Below are 15,593 nucleotides of genomic sequence, written 5' to 3' on the forward strand. Positions count from 1 at the left end.
ACCCTACTCCCCTACTCCCCTACTCCCCTACTCCCCTACTATCGCACCAGATGCCGGAACGCCGCCACCACATCCTCATAGACATGGCGCTTGAACGGCACGATCAGGTCAGGAAGGTCCTGCATCGGCCGCCATGCCCATTTGTCGAACTCGGCGGTGTGGCCACCCGGCGGCGGATTGATCTGGATCTCGCTGACATCGCCGTGGAAGCGAAAGGCGAACCATTTCTGCGTCTGGCCGCGATACCGGCCCTTGAAGGCGATGCCGACGAGATGCTCAGGCAAATCATAGTTGATCCAGTCCGGCGCCTCGGCCAGTAGCGAGACGCCGCGCATGCCGGTCTCCTCATAGAGCTCGCGCTCGGCCGCCTGCAGGGGCTCCTCGCCCTCGTCGATGCCGCCTTGTGGCATCTGCCAGAGCTGCGTCGTGCCGGCAAATTCGCTGTCCGGTTCGGCAATGCGGTGCCCGACCCAGACCAGGCCCTCGGCATTGAGGATCATCAGCCCGACGCAGGGTCGGTAAGGCAGCGTTTCGCGGTCGATTTTGTTCGTCTTTGGCATCAGTCACTCTTTCCAGCCGTCTTCCGAGGGCTAGCCTTTTTGCGGATCGATAGCCACCGCTGAAATCGGCACGATCTCGATGCCGCGCTTCTTGGCCTCGACCACCCAGGATGACACGGTATCGACCGTCAGGTCGAAGGCCGAACCGATGCCGACGGCAGTGCCTTTGGCCCGCGCGGTCGCCTCCAGGCTGTCGAGCTTCTTCAGGATTTCGCCGCGATCCTGCACGGCATCAATCGCCATGTCGCCGGCGACGAAGGGCACGCCGTCTTTCAGCGCTAGATCCGGCGCCAGACTGCGCGCCGACGAGCCGTCATCGATATAGGCGAGGCCGCGTTTGCCGAGCTCGGCGATGAACGGCTCCATCGCCGCCGCGTCAGCGGAAAAGCGGGCGCCCATATAGTTCATGACGCCGGTATAGTTGGTCGTCCGCGACAGCGCCCAGTGCAGGCTCTTCAGGTTCTCGTCCGCGCTCGCCGCCACCGTCAGCGTGTTGCGTCCCGGATTGACCTTGGGATAATCGAACGGTTCGAGCGGCACCTGCATGACGATCTCGTGGCCGCTCTGCCTGGCTGCCTGCATCCAGCGGCCGATGCTGTTGCCTTGCGGCGCGAAGGCCAGCGTCACTTCCGCCGGCAGTTTGGCGATGGCCGCCTGGGTGCCGGTCTGCGAAACCGAAAGCCCACCGATGACGATCGCCACCCGTGCGCCGCGCCCGCCCGACCAGGGCCGCGCATAGACGTCGAACGGCCGCCTGCCATCGGCGGCGCGCACCGGCAACGGCCCGGTCTCGCTGGCCTCGATCAGCGCCTTGTCTGGAATATGCGCGACCTTCAGGTTCTGGCCGACGGTCGACGGGTCGCGAATGACGATCGCTGCCTTGGGCGGCCCATCGCCCTCCTCCGTCTGCACATGGATGATCTGCGGCCCACCTGATTTGACCGGCGCCTCCGGCTTCGGTGCCGCCGGGGCCAATGCAGGCGGCGCGGCGGCAGGTTCGGCCGCCGCGGTCACTTTCGGCGTTGAAACGGCAACCTGTTGCGGCTTACGAAACGGCTTTTCCCTGAGCGCGATCGCGCCGGAGATGCCTGCCACCACCAGCACGGCCACTGTCGCCATGATCGCACCGCCGCTGAGCTTGCCGGCGGCGCGCGGCGGCCGGACTGCCTGTCCGAGCGGGCGTTCGATGTCCTTGCCGATATCAGTCAAGCGTAATCCCCGGGCGCATGGCTCCGAAGGCGAAGCCACTTCGAAACGGCATGCGCGAATTCATCAATCCCGGCGCACCCCCGCGCCATGCCTTGGGAGCTTTGCCTCGCCCCCGAATCAAACTGCCGGAACCTTTCGGTCCCGGCAGCATCGCATTGCTTCCATCATGCTCAAACAGAAAGATGGAGCGGCGCGTGCGCCGCTCCAGATGCTTACTGGTTGAGAACCGCCTTTTGCGGATTGGGCGGGAAGGACGGATCGGTCTTCTGACCGCGCAGCAGCTGCTCGGCATAGATGAGCTGCAGATCGTCCTTCGGATCCGGTGGCACATAGGCCGCAGAGCCCGAACCCGTCGTGCTCTCGTCGGCGCCCTTGATATGGCCCTTGAGATCGGATTCGCCACGCGTCAGATCCCTGCCCTGCAGTTCCGGCGGCAGTGGCTGTTCGACCTTGATGTCGGGCGTGATGCCCTTGCCCTGGATCGACTTGCCGGACGGCGTATAATAGAGCGCCGTCGTCAGCCTGAGCGCACCATTCTCGCCGAGCGGAATGATGGTCTGCACCGAACCCTTGCCGAAGGACTGCGTGCCGACCACCGTGACGCGGCGCAGGTCCTGCAGCGCGCCGGCGACGATTTCCGAGGCACTGGCCGAACCGCCATTGACCAGGACGATCATCGGCTTGCCGTTGATGTCGTCGACCTGCTTGGGCTTCGCGTCGAAGCGGGTGACGTCCTTGGGGTCGCGGCCGCGCGTCGAGACGATCTCGCCGCGGTTGAGGAAGGCATCGGACACGCTCACCGCCTGGTCGAGCAGGCCACCCGGATTGAGGCGGAGATCCAGAACGTAGCCCTTCAGCTTGTCGTCGGGAATCTGCTTCTTGATGGTGTCGATGGCGTTCTCGAGGTCGTCGTAGGTCTTTTCGGTGAAGGAGGTGATCTTCATGTAGCCGATGTCGTTCTCGACCCGGAACTTGACCGCCTTGACCTTGATGATGTCGCGCACGACCGTCAGTTCGATCGGCTTGTCGGCGCCCTGGCGCAGGATGGTCAGCTTGATCGGCGTGTTGACCAGGCCGCGCATCTTGTCGACCGCATCGTTGAGGGTCAGGCCGCGAACCTCTTCGCCGTCGATCTTGGCGATGTAGTCGCCGGCCAGCACGCCTGCCTTGGCGGCCGGCGTGTCGTCGATCGGCGTGATCACCTTGACCAGATCGTTCTCCATGGTGACTTCGATGCCGAGGCCGCCGAACTCGCCCTTGGTCTGGACGCGCATATCCTGCGCCTGCTCGGCATTCATGTAGGAGGAGTGCGGGTCAAGCGAAGCCAACATGCCGTTGATGGCATTCTCGACCAGCGACTTGTCGTCGGGCGGCGTCACATACTGTGCCCGCACGCGCTCGAAGATATCGCCGAAGATCGCCAGTTGCTTGTAGGTCTCCGACCCTGCAGCGTTCGCCGCCGAGCCGGGTGCGCCATAGACCAGGCTCATGGCGGACGCGCCCATCAGCGCACCGGCAAACAGAAGCGACAGTTTCCGCATTATTCACGTCCTTCCAGAAAAACGGTCCGCCCACCATGGGGCCGGATCGACGGGTTTTCCATCCTTGCGGAACTCGACATAGAGTTCCGGCGTGGCATTTCCATTCTTCGAAACCGAGGTGCTCGCCACCCGGGCCTCTCCCATCGCACCGATCGGCTCTCCTGCAAGCACTGATTGACCGGTCGCGACGCTGATTCTGCTCATCCCCGCCAAAACGACATGATAGCCGTCGCCCGCGTTCAGGATCAAGAGTTGACCATAAGAGCGAAACGGCCCCGCATAAAGCACATTTCCATCCGCCGGCGCGGTAACGATGGCTCCCGATTGTGTCGCAACCATGTCGCCTAGCATCACCGCGCCGTTACCGTCGTCGGCGCCGAATCGCCGCTTGATGCGGCCGGTCACCGGCAGTGCGATCTGTCCCTGCAGCGCCGAAAAGGGCACCGCGGCGGCAAGTTGGTTGCTTTCCGGAACGGGCAGCGACGCCAGTTCCGCCGGCGCGGATGTCTTGTCGCCATCCGCCGTCTTCTGCTCAGCGGCCTTGGCGGCATCGGCGGCCTTGCGGCTCTTGTCGGCCTGCGCTTCGAGCGAGGCGATCAACTCTTTCAGGCTGCCGGCCTTGGCCGCCAGCGCTTCGGATCGCTGCTTTTCCGCGGCCATTTGCGTTTGCGTGTCGGCTTCGAGCTTCTGCTTGGCCTCCAGCAGCATGCCGAGCCGCTTCTTTTCCGCCGTCTGGTCGCCGACCGCCGCCGTCAGCCGCGCCCGTTCGGCCTCGATCGAGGCCGTAATCCTGGTCTGTTCCTTGAGATCGGCAAGCAGGCTATCGGTCTGTTGGCGCAGTTCCGGCACCACCGCGCCGAGCAGGATGGCGCTGCGCACCGACGACAGCGCGTCCTCGGGCTTGACCAGGATCGCCGGCGGCGGGTTGAGGCCCATGCGCTGCAGCGCGCCCAGCACTTCGGCCAGAACGTCGCGCCGCGCCATCAGCGAGGCGCGGATCTTCTGTTCCTGGCCCTTCAACCCTTCCAGCCTGGCGCCGATGTCCTCGATGTCCTGGCCGAGCTTCTGCTCGGTCATCGCCGACTGGATCAATGCGGCGGTGATCGAGGCGTGATCCTTCTTGATCGTCGCGATGTCGGCGGATAGCTTGGCCAATCGTTCGGACGACAGCGTGATCTCCTTCGAGACCCGTTCATATTCGGCCCGGCTCTGGTCCGGATCGGGAGCCAGGTCGAGCGTGTTTTCCGCCCGCCCCGCATGCAGCGACAGCACAAGCACCGCCGCCGCGATTCCGCAGCGCGCGCGCCATGAGCCCGTTCTTGATTTTCTGTCTTCAGACATTGAAGCCCGACTCTATGCGTGGCTTCGTTAACGAACGATCAACCATGTTCGAAACCGCCCACTCCATGCAATGTTACGTTGGCATTGGGGCGGAAATCCGGGTGTGTCGCACCAATTCACCGGCTTACGAGCGATGGTAGGGATGTCCCGAAAGGATAGTGGCCACACGATAAAGCTGCTCTCCCAGCATCACGCGCACCAGTTGATGCGGCCATGTCAGCAATCCGAACGACATCACCAGTTCGGCCTGGTCGCGCAGCGACTGATCGTGGCCGTCGGCGCCGCCGATGGCGATGATCAGCGCCTTGCGGCCACCGTCACGCAACAGGCCGAGGCGCCCGGCGAAATCTTCCGAGGAAAAGCTTTTGCCGCGTTCGTCGAGCAGGATCAGGGCGGTGCCGGGCTGCAACTGCGTCTGCAGTTTCTGGCCTTCCTCACGCCGGCGCTCGTTGGCAGTCTGGCCGCGCCCCTCGGCTATTTCGGCAATGCCGCCAAATTCAAGCCCCACCGCCGGGCCGCTCTTGGCGAAGCGCTCGAAATAGCGGTCGGCCAGCAGCTTCTCGGGGCCGGCTTTCATCCGGCCCACGGCATGAACTGATATCTTCATCCTTGCCTTGTAAGCCGCGCGAACGACTTAGTGGAGCGTTTCTTCCTCGAGGTCCGGCGCCTGCCACATCTTTTCGAGATTGTAGAATTCGCGGACTTCGGGGCGGAAGACATGGACGATGATGTCGCCAGAATCGATCAGGACCCAGTCGGCGCCGGACAGCCCCTCGACGCGCGCGGTGCCGAGACCGGCATCCTTGATCGCTTTGAGAAGATGATCGGCGACAGCCGCGACATGACGGTGCGATCGGCCCGAAGCTACGACCATATAGTCGCCGAGGCTCGATTTCCCCTGGATGTCGATGGAGACAATGTTTTCGGCCTTGGAGTCTTCCAGACTGGCAAGGACTGTCTTGATGGCGCGGGACACGGCGTCGTCTACGCTGATCCTGGCCGGCGAAGGCATGATATCGGCCTTCTTCCGCAGTGCTGTTCTCAGTGTATTTCCTTTCGCAGCAAGAACAACCAAATCACCCCTTGAAGCAGGTGACACCACTTAGATAGGCAGAGTTCCCTGACAGTTTCAAGACGGGACCCTGCCTCGCACGAACGTATTGTCGCTCCTGTGGTTCCGCCGCACACCGGAAAAGATCGGAACCCTCGCCGTCGGCATGGGTTATCGGCTCACCGACCAACCGGATTTCCCCCATGCCGATCGACCCGCAAAACGCCTTCCTCAGCGTCCAGGCTGGCCTCGCCCAACTGAGCACGCTGATTGTTTCCTACTCCTTCTCGGCCATCGGTGCCGTTATCCTCTTGATCGTCGGTTATATCGTCGCCGGCCTTGCCGAACGTTCGATCTTCGCCGGTCTCGGCCATATCCATGGTTTCGACGCGACGTTGCGGCATTTCTTCTCCAAGATCGTCCGCTATGCCATCCTGATCCTCGTCACCATCATGGTGCTCGGCCAGTTCGGCGTGCAGACGGCCTCGATCATTGCCGCGATCGGTGCCATTGGCCTCGCCATCGGCCTGGCGTTGCAAGGCACGCTGCAGAACATCGCGGCCGGCATCATGCTTCTGGCACTGCGGCCGTTTCGCATCGGCGAGTCCGTCGAGGTCGGTTCGATTGCCGGTACGATCGAGGAGATCGGCCTGTTCGCAACCAAGCTCAGGACGGCCGACGGGGTCTACATATTGGCGCCCAACTCGACGCTGTGGAACCAGCCGGTGCGCAACTTTTCGCGCAACGGGGTGCGCCGCAGCGACATCACGCTGAGCATCGGCTCCTGGAACGACATCGACCGCGCTCAAAAGACATTGCTTGCCATTGCCGCCGCCGAACGGCGGGTCAAGCGTGAGCCGGCACCGATCGCTTTCGTCGCGACATTGGGCGATAGCACCGTTTCGATTGCCTTGCGCTACTGGACATCGTCGGCGGACTTCTTCGCCACCCAGACCGATCTCACCAAGCGCGCCAAGCAGGAATTCGATAGCGAAGGCATATCGATCCCGCTGCCGCCACCGGAAGCCCCGTCGCCGGAAGCCCGTCGACAATAGTCGGGTGGCTCAGTGCCGGCCCTCATCGTCCGGTGCGAAGGCGAGTTCGACCGGCAACGGCGCCTGCGCCGTCATCGGTGCGAAACTGCCGGTTTCGCCGACCGGGACCGCACGCGTCGTGAACACACGCAAAAGCACGAACAGGCAGAAGGCTGCGGCGATGAGAACAGCCACATAGATGAAAGCCTGCGTTCCGAAGACGGCCGACAGCGCCGTCACGATGCCGGGCACGACGAAGCCCGACAGCGACCAGGCAAACAAAAGCGAACTGGACAGCGCCACCATGTCGTCCTTGCCGGCGCGGTCGGCGGCGTGCGCACTGGCCAGCGAATAGATCGATTCCGAAGCGCCGTCCCACACGATGTAGATCACAACCAACGCGGCCAGCGCGCCGCCATCGAACCCGAGTGCAAACAGGCCGGCGACCATGGCGAGCGCGGATGCGGCGATCAGCACATAGCGGCGGTCGGTTCGGTCGGAAATCCAACCAAGCGGGATCTGCAGGATCAGCGTGCCGAGAGGCATCGCCGAAAGCAGCAGCGCCACGTCGGCCTGGCTGTAGCCCTTGGCCGTGGCGTGGATCGGTGCGAAGCCAGCAATCGACATCGACAGGCCGCCGACGGCAAGCATGCCGGCGACGCCGACCGGTGAAACCCGCCAGGCACGGCGCAGCGCCACCGAGGCCGCCTGCGGCGCCGGCGGCTGGGCAAGTTTGGTCATCCCGACAGGGAGGATCGACAGCGCGGTGAAGACGATGCCGATCAGCGGCGCATCCGCTGTCCTGATATCGACCAGCGCTAGCGTCGCGTAGCCGACGCCGAGCCCGGCGACATAGGCAACGTAGAAGAAAGCCATCACCCGGCCGCGGATGGCGTTGGCAACGGCATCGTTCAGCCAGCTCTGCGCGACGATGAACAGGCCGCATATGGCAAAGCCGTAGAGCGCGCGGGCGGCTATCCACAGCAGCGGAAGGACCCCGGCGCCGACAGCGGCGTTGGCCAGCGCGATCAGCGCCGACAGCACCATGAAGGCGCGGGCATGGCCGACCCTTCGCACCAGCGGTCCGGTCAAGATGCAGCCGGCGAGCCCGCCGGCCGAAAGCCCGGTGATGATCAGCCCGGCCCAGGTCGGATCGAAACCCTCTGCGCCAAGCCGGACCGGGATATAGGCAAACATCAGCCCGTTGCCGACGGCAATCAGCGCCATCGACACGATGACGCTGGCAATCGCGATCAGCGGCGTGGGCTCGGCGCCCTGCTCGGCTTCGCTGCGGTTTTTCCTGGGAATCGACATGCCTGCTCAGGATTGCCCATGAAACGGGCAAAGGAAGCGATAAAAGCGACATGGCCGGGCGGCCGGGCTCACCCCTTCGCCAGCTTGCGGATCGCGCTCGATGACAGCGACGAGCGCGGGCCGTGAATGAAGGTCCAGGCCGGCGCCTTCATGCGGGCAAGCCGCGGCGCATCGCCCTCGTCGATGCGGGCATAGTCGAAGGTCTTGGCGACGACCGAGGACAGGAACGACAGCGTCGCGCCCGGGCGGTCGATGACGGCGATCGGGAAGGTCATGACGATCTCGCGCCAGCGCTGCCAGCGATGGAAATCGCGCAGGCTGTCGGCACCCATGATCCAGACGAAATCGACACCGGGGTTGCGCGCCTTGACCAGCGCCAGCGTATCGGCGGTGTAGCGGACGTGATGGGCGGCTTCGAAAGCGGTGACCTTGATCTTCGGGTTCTTGGCGATCTGTTCCGACAGCTGCAGCCGTTCGCCCAGCGGCGCCAACTCCCTGGTGTTCTTCAGCGGATTGCCCGGCGTCACCATCCACCACAACTGGTCGAGCGCCAGGCGTCTGAGCGCGATCTCGGCGACCAGCGCATGGCCGGCATGCGGCGGATTGAACGAACCGCCGAACAGGCCGACGGCAAGGCCTTTCTCGGCGTGCGGCATTTTGAGATAGTGGGAGGAGATAGCCTCCTTACCCTCGTCCTTGTGGGGAGGGTCGATCCGCGAAGCGGAGCGGGGTAGGGGTATCGCGGAATTCAGCGTCGTCCCCCCACCCGGCTCGCTGTGCTCGCCACCCTCCCCACAAGGGGAAGGGTAAGACCAGCGCTCAAGGTCTCACCTGTCCCGACCCGCGCACACGGTATTTGAACGACGTCAGCTGTTCGACGCCCACCGGTCCGCGCGCATGCATCTTGCCGGTGGCGATGCCGATCTCGGCGCCCATGCCGAATTCGCCGCCGTCGGCGAACTGCGTCGATGCGTTGTGCAGCAGGATCGCCGAATCGATCTCGTTGAAAAACCGCTCGACGGCTTGCGCATCCTCGGCGACGATCGCCTCGGTGTGATGCGAGGAAAACGTCTCGATATGCTCGATCGCACCACCGATACCGTCGACCAGTTTTACCGCGATGATGGCATCGAGATACTCGGTGATCCAGTCGGCATCGGTCGCCGGTTTGGCGTCGAAAAACACTTTCAGCACCTCGGCATCGGCATGGATTTCGCAGCCGGCGGCGCGAAGTGCATCAAGGATCGGCACCAGATGCGTGGAGGCAACCGCCCGGTCGACCAGCAGCGTCTCTGCGGCACCGCAGACGCCGGTGCGTCGCATCTTGGCGTTGACGGCGATCCTGACAGCCATATCGAGCTTGGCGGAACGGTCGATGTAGAGATGGCAGATGCCTTCGAGATGCGCGAAGACCGGGACCCGCGCCTCGGCCTGCACCCGTCCGACCAGGCTTTTGCCACCGCGCGGGATAATGACGTCGAGGTTGCCGCCCAACCCCTTCAGCATTTCGCCGACGGCGGCGCGGTCGGTGGTCGGCACCAGCTGGATGGCATCCTCCGGCAGGCCCGCTTGCTTCAGCCCTTCGACCAGGCAGGCGTGGATGGCGGCGGAAGAATTGAGCGAATCCGAACCGCCGCGCAGGATCACCGGATTGCCGGCTTTGAGGCACAGCGCGCCGGCATCGGCGGTGACGTTCGGGCGGCTCTCATAGATGACGCCGACGACGCCGAGCGGCGTGCGCACGCGCTCGATATGCAAACCGTTCGGCCGGTCCCACTGCGCGATCACGTCGCCAACCGGATCCCGCAGCGCGGCGATTTCGCGGATGCCGTCGGCCATGGCGCGGATGCGCGCCGGATCGAGCTTCAGCCGGTCCATGAAGGAGGTGGAAAGCCCGGATTCATGACCATTCGAAACATCGATGGCGTTGGCGTCGAGAATGTCCTGCTCACGGGCCACAATCGCCTCGGCCATGGCCAGCAGTGCGGCGTTCTTGGCGGCGGTTGTGGCAATGGCCAGCGGCCGGGCGGCAGCGCGGGCGCGCCGGCCGATATCGGCCATCAGCGCGACAGTGTCATCCCCGGATTTTTCATGCAGTTTCAGCATGGCTCATCCTCCGCTTACATCGCCACCGACCGTGACTTGGTCACCGGCCCCTGTTTGGTCGCCGGCCCGTACTTGGTCACCCGAATGGCTCACCACAAGGTCATCGCGGTGGATCATCGCCGAACGCGCCTCGTAGCCGAGCACGGTTTCGATCTCGGCCGTCTTCAGGCCCGCGATCCTTACGGCATCGGCGGCATCATAGGCAACCAGCCCGCGCGCGATCTCGCGGCCCTCGGGCGACAGGATCGCCACCGTGTCGCCGCGCGAGAAATTGCCGCTGACCAGCTTGACGCCGGCCGGCAGCAACGATTTGCCCGACAGCAGCGCGCCGATGGCGCCGGCATCGACCGTAAGCCGGCCGGCCGGCTCGAGCTGGCCGGCGATCCAGGTTTTGTAGCCCTTGACCGGGTTGCTGCTCGGCCGAAAGAAAGTAGCGCGCTCGCCGCGTTCGATCGCCATCAGCGGCGACAGCCGAGTGCCCGACGTGATGATCATCGCGGTGCCGGCGGCGGTGGCGATCTTGCCGGCATCGAGCTTCGTGCGCATGCCGCCGCGCGACAGCTCGGAAGCGGCCGCACCCGCCATCGCCTCGATATCAGGCGTGATGCGGTCGACCACCGGAATGAATTTGGCGTTGGGGTCGCGCGCCGGCGGCGCGGTGTAGAGCCCGTCGATGTCGGAAAGCAGCACCAAAAGATCGGCGCCCATCATGGTGGCGACGCGGGCCGCCAGCCGGTCATTGTCGCCGTAGCGGATTTCGGAAGTCGCCACCGTGTCGTTCTCGTTGATGACCGGCACTGCCTTCATCTTCAAGAGTGTCGAGATCGTCGCCCGCGCGTTGAGATAGCGGCGGCGCTCCTCGGTGTCGCCGAGCGTCAGCAGGATCTGGCCCGATTTCAGGCTGCCCTTGCCGAGCGCGTCCGACCAGGCGCCGGCCAGCGCGATCTGTCCCACGGCTGCCGCCGCCTGGCTCTCCTCCAGTTTCAGGGCTCGCTTGCCGAGGCCAAGGATGGTGCGGCCAAGCGCGATGGCGCCGGACGAGACGACGAGGATTTCAGCGCCGCCCTGGGCCAGCCCGGCAATGTCGTCGGCGAGCGAAGCCAGCCAGTCGCGCTTCAGGCCCGTCGCGCGGTCGACGAGCAGCGCCGAGCCGATCTTGACGGTGATGCGCCGATATTTTCTCAGCGACTGCATGACCCTATTTGTCCCAGCGCGTCTCGACCGGCGCCGCGATCTGCGCGCGCGCCTCAGCAATCACCGCCATCAGCGCCCGCTGCACCGCCTCGACGCCCTCGCCGGTGACCGCCGACAACAGCATCGGCGCGCGGCCGGCAGCGCGTTTCAGCGAGGCGACCTTCTTCTTGCGCGCATCGGCGTCGAGCGTGTCGACCTGGGAAAGCGCCAGGATCTCGACCTTGTCGGTGAGGCCATGGCCATAGGCGTCGAGCTCGGCTCGCACGGTCTTGTAGGCCTTGCCCGGATTTTCCTCCTGCGCCGAAACCAGATGCAGCAGCACACGCGTGCGCTCGACGTGGCCAAGGAAGCGATCGCCGATGCCGACGCCCTCATGCGCGCCTTCGATGAGGCCCGGAATGTCGGCGATGACGAATTCGCGCGCGTCGATGCGGGCAACGCCGAGGCCGGGATGCAGCGTCGTGAACGGATAGTCGGCGATCTTCGGCTTGGCTGCGGTGACCGCCGCCAGGAATGTCGACTTGCCGGCATTGGGCAGCCCGACCAGCCCGGCATCGGCGATCAGCTTCAGCCGCAGCCAGATGTTGAGCTCTTGCCCCGGCAGGCCGGGATTGGCGCGGCGCGGCGCCTGGTTCGTCGAGGTCTTGAAATGCTGGTTGCCGAAACCGCCATTGCCGCCCTTGGCCAGCAGAAAGCGCTGTCCGACCACGGTCAGGTCGCAGATCAGCGTCTCGTTGTCTTCTTCGAACACCTGCGTTCCGGCCGGCACTTTCAGCGTGACGTCGGCGCCCTTGGCGCCGGTCATGTTGCGGCCCATGCCGTGGACGCCGGTCTTGGCCTTGAAATGCTGCTGATACCGGTAGTCGATCAGCGTGTTCAGCCCGTCGACCGCCTCCAGCCAGACATCGCCGCCGCGGCCGCCGTCGCCGCCATCCGGCCCGCCGAACTCGATGAATTTTTCACGCCGGAACGACACCGAACCGGCGCCGCCGTCACCGGAGCGGATGTATACCTTGGCTTGATCGAGAAATTTCATGAGATTGTACAGTTTCTACTAGTGGCTTTGCGGCATTGCTCTAAACCTTGGCCCTTGCTCTAAACCAAGGCGCGGCGAAGGGCGAGGCCGTTTTGTGACAATGGCCATGTGGGGTTGGCCGGAGAGACGTCGGAATGAAGCTTGTAACCTACAACATCCAGTACGGCATCGGCCTCGACGGGCAGTACGATGTCGGGCGCATCGCCGATGCCGTGCGCGGCGCCGACGTGATCGCTTTGCAGGAGGTGACCCGCAACAATCCTCGGAATGGCGGCCGCGACATGGTCGCCGAGATCGGCGAGGCGCTGCCCGACTATTTCGCCGTCTATGGCAGCAATTTCGAGGCCAATATCGGTTCGCACATCGACAACGGCCGTGCCGTCACGAAAACCTTCCAGCTCGGCAACATGGTGCTGTCTAGGACGCCCATTCATCTGTCGCGCAACCTGCTTTTGCCGCGCAGCCGCAGCTTCGAGATGATGAACTTCCAGCGCGGCGCGCTGGAAGCGCTGATCGAGACGCCGCTTGGTTTCATCCGCTTCTATTCCATCCATCTCGATCACCGCAGCCCCCTCGAACGCGCCAGCCAGATCCAGTTCCTGCGCCAACGCATGCTGAACTATGCGCTCGAAGGCGGAGCACTGTCCGGCGTCGCCGAGATCGGCCTGCCGGAACTGCCGCATCCCGAAGCCTTTGTCGGCATGGGCGATTTCAACATGCTGGCCGGCTCACCCGAATATGTCGAACTCGCCGGCCGGCCGGACCATGAATTCGGCATGCCGCTGACCGCCGACTTCGCCGTCGATGCCGCCTTGCGGCTGAACGCCACCGGCGACGATCTCATCAGTTGGGTCGATCCCAAGCAACCCACCGATCCCAGCCGGCACAAGCGCATCGATTATATCTTTACCAGCGCTTCGCTTGCCAGATCCCTGCAGCGTCTGTGGGTCGACCGAAAGGCAGTCGGCTCGGACCATCTGCCGGTGTGGGTCGAACTGGGCTGATGGCCATTCATCTGGCGGCGTTTTCGCGTTCGACGATCGCCATCATGATCGTATCGCGGTATTCCCCGTCGACATGGACGGCATCGCGCTGCACGCCCTCCCTGACAAACCCGACCTTGTCGTAGAGAGAGATGGCGCGAGCATTGTCGGAATGCACGGAGAGTTCGATGCGGACGAAACCGGCCCTGCGCGCTTGCGCCAAGGTTGCATTGATGAGCCGCAGTCCAAGCCCTCGCCCCCGATAGGGAGGAACAATCCCCATCCCGAGGGAGCCGCGATGGGCATGGATGAGCCGATCATGGCGTGAGATGTCGCACCAGCCGACGACCTCGCCACGAACAACGGCCACGAACCCCGGATCGCCTCTCCCGATACGATCCATTGCGAAACTTCTGACTTGATCCAGCGGTGGCGCCTCAAGGAAGGACAAGTACTTTCGCTCACGCGCTACGACATCGAGCGCGCGATGAAAGCTTTCGATATCCCCAGGCGTCATCGGCGCGATCGCGGCCGTTTCAATATCGCTGCTGTCGACCATTGGTTTGACCGTCGTCATCCATCAGAAATGCACCCAGTTCCGCAGGCTGGTCCAGGTCTTGCGATCGAGCCGGTAGCGCTCGACGGGAACCTGGCCGGCGACGATCGAGTTCAGCATGCCCTGGCCGGCATACTGGAACCCGCACTTGTGGATGACGCGGCGCGAGGCCGGATTGATGACCCGCGTCGAGGCATGCAGGACCTGGATCGACGTCCTCTGGAAGGCGAGATCGACCAGCGCGTGCGCTGCTTCCGTCGCATAGCCCTTCTTCCAGTGCGGCTCGCCGATCCAGTAACCGAGCTCCAGCCCGCGATCGGTGGTGTTGAGGCCGGCGCAACCGACGAAGGTGTCGGTGCCGGCCAGCGTCAGGGCATAAGCAATGCCGGCCCGGCGCGATTTGGTCATGGCCAGGAAAGCGCGCGCCTCGGCCTCGCCATAGGGGTGCGGCATGCGTGCCAGCATTTCGGCGACATGGCGGTTGTCGGCAAGCTCGACCAGCTGCGCGATATCGCCCTCGTGGGGCGCCCGCATCACCAGCCGCTCGGTGACCAGCACCGGGCAGTCTATCGCGTAACTTTCGTCTTCTGAGTCTTCCGCTTCGGCAACCATTTGAAAGTCCTCCAGGCACAAGAAAAAGGGGAGATGGAAACCCATCTCCCCTGATCCTTTTCCTGGCTTTGCCAGACACCGGTTCCCGAGATGGGCGCCGGTGTTCTAGTGCGGAACCGGCTACTCCGCGGCTTTGGCAATCGGGTTGACCGATACGTAGGTTCGGCCGTTGGCTTTTTTGTTGAACGTCACGGCGCCGGTCTCGAGCGCAAAAAGCGTATGGTCCGTGCCCATGCCGACATTGACGCCGGGATGCCACGTGGTGCCGCGTTGACGAATGATGATGTTGCCCGGGATGACGGCTTCGCCGCCGAACTTCTTCACGCCCAGACGCTTGGAATGCGAGTCGCGACCGTTGCGCGACGAGCCGCCAGCTTTCTTGTGTGCCATCTAACTAACTCCGTTGCGCCGCAAGGCGCCTAAAAGGCCTTATGAACGCGTTCGCGTTCCGTTTCAAGTCCGATCCGGCGACCTGGTCGCCAGAAAATTACTTCGCCGCCAATTCCTTGGCCTGCTCGCGCCAGTCCTTGATCTGGTCGGCGCTGAAGGGCATGTGCTCGTCGATCTTGGCGACATCCTTGTCGGTCAGCTTGGCGAGCTGCGCGAAGGTGATGATGCCCTGCTCGTTGAGATCCTTGGCCGCGACCGGGCCGATGCCCTTGATCACGGTCAGATCGTCCGGCTCACCCTTGGGCGCCTTGAACAGCGGCGCTGCCGCGGTCTCGGCTGCCTTTGTCTCGGCTGCCTTGGCCTTGGGCTCCTTCTTCGGCGCGGCTTCCGCCTGCACCTCGGTGGCGGCCTCGGCCTTCACCTTCTTCGGCGCCTTGACCGCTGCCGTCTTCGTCGGCTTGGCGCCACCCAGCAGGATCTCGGAAATCCGCACGGTGGTCAAAAGCTGGCGATGGCCGATCTTGCGGCGCGAATTCTGCCGGCGGCGCTTCTTGAAGGCGATGACGGTGCGGTTCTTGCCCTGCTCGACGACTTCGGCGGTGACCACCGCGCCGTCGACGAACGGCGCGCCGAACGTGACATTCTCGCCTTCGCCATGTGCGAGGA

Annotated in this window: 17 protein-coding genes; 2 read left to right on the top strand and 15 right to left on the bottom strand. The window is 64.1% G+C overall.

The features are described from left to right. Nucleotides 1-38: 38 nt before the first annotated feature. The 6 genes from EN949_RS22935 to rsfS all read right to left on the bottom strand — a co-directional run bounded on the left by EN949_RS22935 (nucleotide 39) and on the right by rsfS (nucleotide 5,663). Nucleotides 39-560: an RNA pyrophosphohydrolase gene (locus EN949_RS22935; RefSeq protein ID WP_013529078.1), complete on the bottom strand. Its 522-nt coding sequence runs from the start codon at nucleotides 558-560 to the stop codon at nucleotides 39-41. A 30-nt stretch (nucleotides 561-590) separates the two neighbouring features. Then, nucleotides 591-1,769, bottom strand: coding sequence for a divergent polysaccharide deacetylase family protein (locus tag EN949_RS22940; RefSeq protein WP_063169215.1), 1,179 nt, complete (start codon nucleotides 1,767-1,769; stop codon nucleotides 591-593). Nucleotides 1,770-1,981: 212 nt separating this feature from the next. Further along, nucleotides 1,982-3,313 (bottom strand): S41 family peptidase, encoded by a 1,332-nt coding sequence (locus tag EN949_RS22945; RefSeq protein ID WP_024502881.1) that lies wholly within the window; start codon nucleotides 3,311-3,313, stop codon nucleotides 1,982-1,984. Beyond that, nucleotides 3,314-4,651: a murein hydrolase activator EnvC gene (locus EN949_RS22950; RefSeq protein ID WP_024502880.1), complete on the bottom strand. Its 1,338-nt coding sequence runs from the start codon at nucleotides 4,649-4,651 to the stop codon at nucleotides 3,314-3,316. Nucleotides 4,652-4,775: 124 nt separating this feature from the next. After that, the gene (gene rlmH, locus EN949_RS22955; RefSeq protein ID WP_013529074.1) at nucleotides 4,776-5,258 is read right to left on the bottom strand and encodes a 23S rRNA (pseudouridine(1915)-N(3))-methyltransferase RlmH; all 483 of its coding nucleotides are present in this window, start codon (nucleotides 5,256-5,258) and stop codon (nucleotides 4,776-4,778) included. Between the two features lie 27 nt (nucleotides 5,259-5,285). Beyond that, nucleotides 5,286-5,663 carry a ribosome silencing factor gene (gene rsfS / locus EN949_RS22960; RefSeq protein ID WP_013529073.1) on the bottom strand — a complete coding sequence of 126 codons (378 nt, stop codon included), beginning with the start codon at nucleotides 5,661-5,663 and terminating at the stop codon, nucleotides 5,286-5,288. A 242-nt stretch (nucleotides 5,664-5,905) separates the two neighbouring features. Between rsfS and EN949_RS22965 the strand changes: the two genes are divergently transcribed. Then, on the top strand, nucleotides 5,906-6,757 hold the full coding sequence (locus EN949_RS22965; protein WP_013529072.1) for a mechanosensitive ion channel domain-containing protein: 852 nt from the start codon (nucleotides 5,906-5,908) through the stop codon (nucleotides 6,755-6,757). A gap of 9 nt (nucleotides 6,758-6,766) precedes the next feature. Here the strand turns inward: EN949_RS22965 and EN949_RS22970 are convergent, their stop codons facing one another. The 5 genes from EN949_RS22970 to obgE all read right to left on the bottom strand — a co-directional run bounded on the left by EN949_RS22970 (nucleotide 6,767) and on the right by obgE (nucleotide 12,386). Further along, on the bottom strand, nucleotides 6,767-8,050 hold the full coding sequence (locus tag EN949_RS22970) for an MFS transporter (RefSeq protein ID WP_013529071.1): 1,284 nt from the start codon (nucleotides 8,048-8,050) through the stop codon (nucleotides 6,767-6,769). 68 nt (nucleotides 8,051-8,118) lie between these two features. Beyond that, the gene (locus EN949_RS22975; protein WP_013529070.1) at nucleotides 8,119-8,706 is read right to left on the bottom strand and encodes a nicotinate-nucleotide adenylyltransferase; all 588 of its coding nucleotides are present in this window, start codon (nucleotides 8,704-8,706) and stop codon (nucleotides 8,119-8,121) included. Nucleotides 8,707-8,869: 163 nt separating this feature from the next. Next, nucleotides 8,870-10,156: a glutamate-5-semialdehyde dehydrogenase gene (locus EN949_RS22980; protein ID WP_063169216.1), complete on the bottom strand. Its 1,287-nt coding sequence runs from the start codon at nucleotides 10,154-10,156 to the stop codon at nucleotides 8,870-8,872. 3 nt (nucleotides 10,157-10,159) lie between these two features. Beyond that, nucleotides 10,160-11,350, bottom strand: coding sequence for a glutamate 5-kinase (gene proB / locus EN949_RS22985; protein ID WP_013529068.1), 1,191 nt, complete (start codon nucleotides 11,348-11,350; stop codon nucleotides 10,160-10,162). A 4-nt stretch (nucleotides 11,351-11,354) separates the two neighbouring features. Further along, the gene (gene obgE / locus EN949_RS22990) at nucleotides 11,355-12,386 is read right to left on the bottom strand and encodes a GTPase ObgE (protein ID WP_013529067.1); all 1,032 of its coding nucleotides are present in this window, start codon (nucleotides 12,384-12,386) and stop codon (nucleotides 11,355-11,357) included. Nucleotides 12,387-12,520: 134 nt separating this feature from the next. Here obgE and EN949_RS22995 point away from each other — a divergent pair, with 134 nt between their 5' ends. After that, the gene (locus tag EN949_RS22995) at nucleotides 12,521-13,390 is read left to right on the top strand and encodes an endonuclease/exonuclease/phosphatase family protein (protein ID WP_013529066.1); all 870 of its coding nucleotides are present in this window, start codon (nucleotides 12,521-12,523) and stop codon (nucleotides 13,388-13,390) included. Nucleotides 13,391-13,397: 7 nt separating this feature from the next. Here the strand turns inward: EN949_RS22995 and EN949_RS23000 are convergent, their stop codons facing one another. From EN949_RS23000 to rplU, 4 genes are all read right to left on the bottom strand, one after another. Further along, a complete protein-coding gene (locus EN949_RS23000) occupies nucleotides 13,398-13,928 on the bottom strand; it encodes a GNAT family protein (RefSeq protein WP_027163447.1) in 531 nt (176 codons plus the stop codon). A 21-nt stretch (nucleotides 13,929-13,949) separates the two neighbouring features. Further along, the gene (locus EN949_RS23005; protein ID WP_024502874.1) at nucleotides 13,950-14,537 is read right to left on the bottom strand and encodes a GNAT family protein; all 588 of its coding nucleotides are present in this window, start codon (nucleotides 14,535-14,537) and stop codon (nucleotides 13,950-13,952) included. 120 nt (nucleotides 14,538-14,657) lie between these two features. Continuing rightward, nucleotides 14,658-14,927, bottom strand: a complete 270-nt coding sequence (gene rpmA / locus EN949_RS23010; RefSeq protein ID WP_013529063.1) for a 50S ribosomal protein L27 — start codon at nucleotides 14,925-14,927, stop codon at nucleotides 14,658-14,660. 97 nt (nucleotides 14,928-15,024) lie between these two features. Further along, nucleotides 15,025-15,593, bottom strand: a 569-nt coding sequence (gene rplU / locus EN949_RS23015) for a 50S ribosomal protein L21 (protein ID WP_127371788.1), incomplete at its 5' end; no start/stop codon positions are given.

Origin of the sequence: Mesorhizobium sp. M7A.F.Ca.US.007.01.2.1, from assembly GCF_003998165.1 — a bacterium.
GTDB classification, from domain to species: Bacteria; Pseudomonadota; Alphaproteobacteria; order Rhizobiales; family Rhizobiaceae; genus Mesorhizobium; species Mesorhizobium ciceri.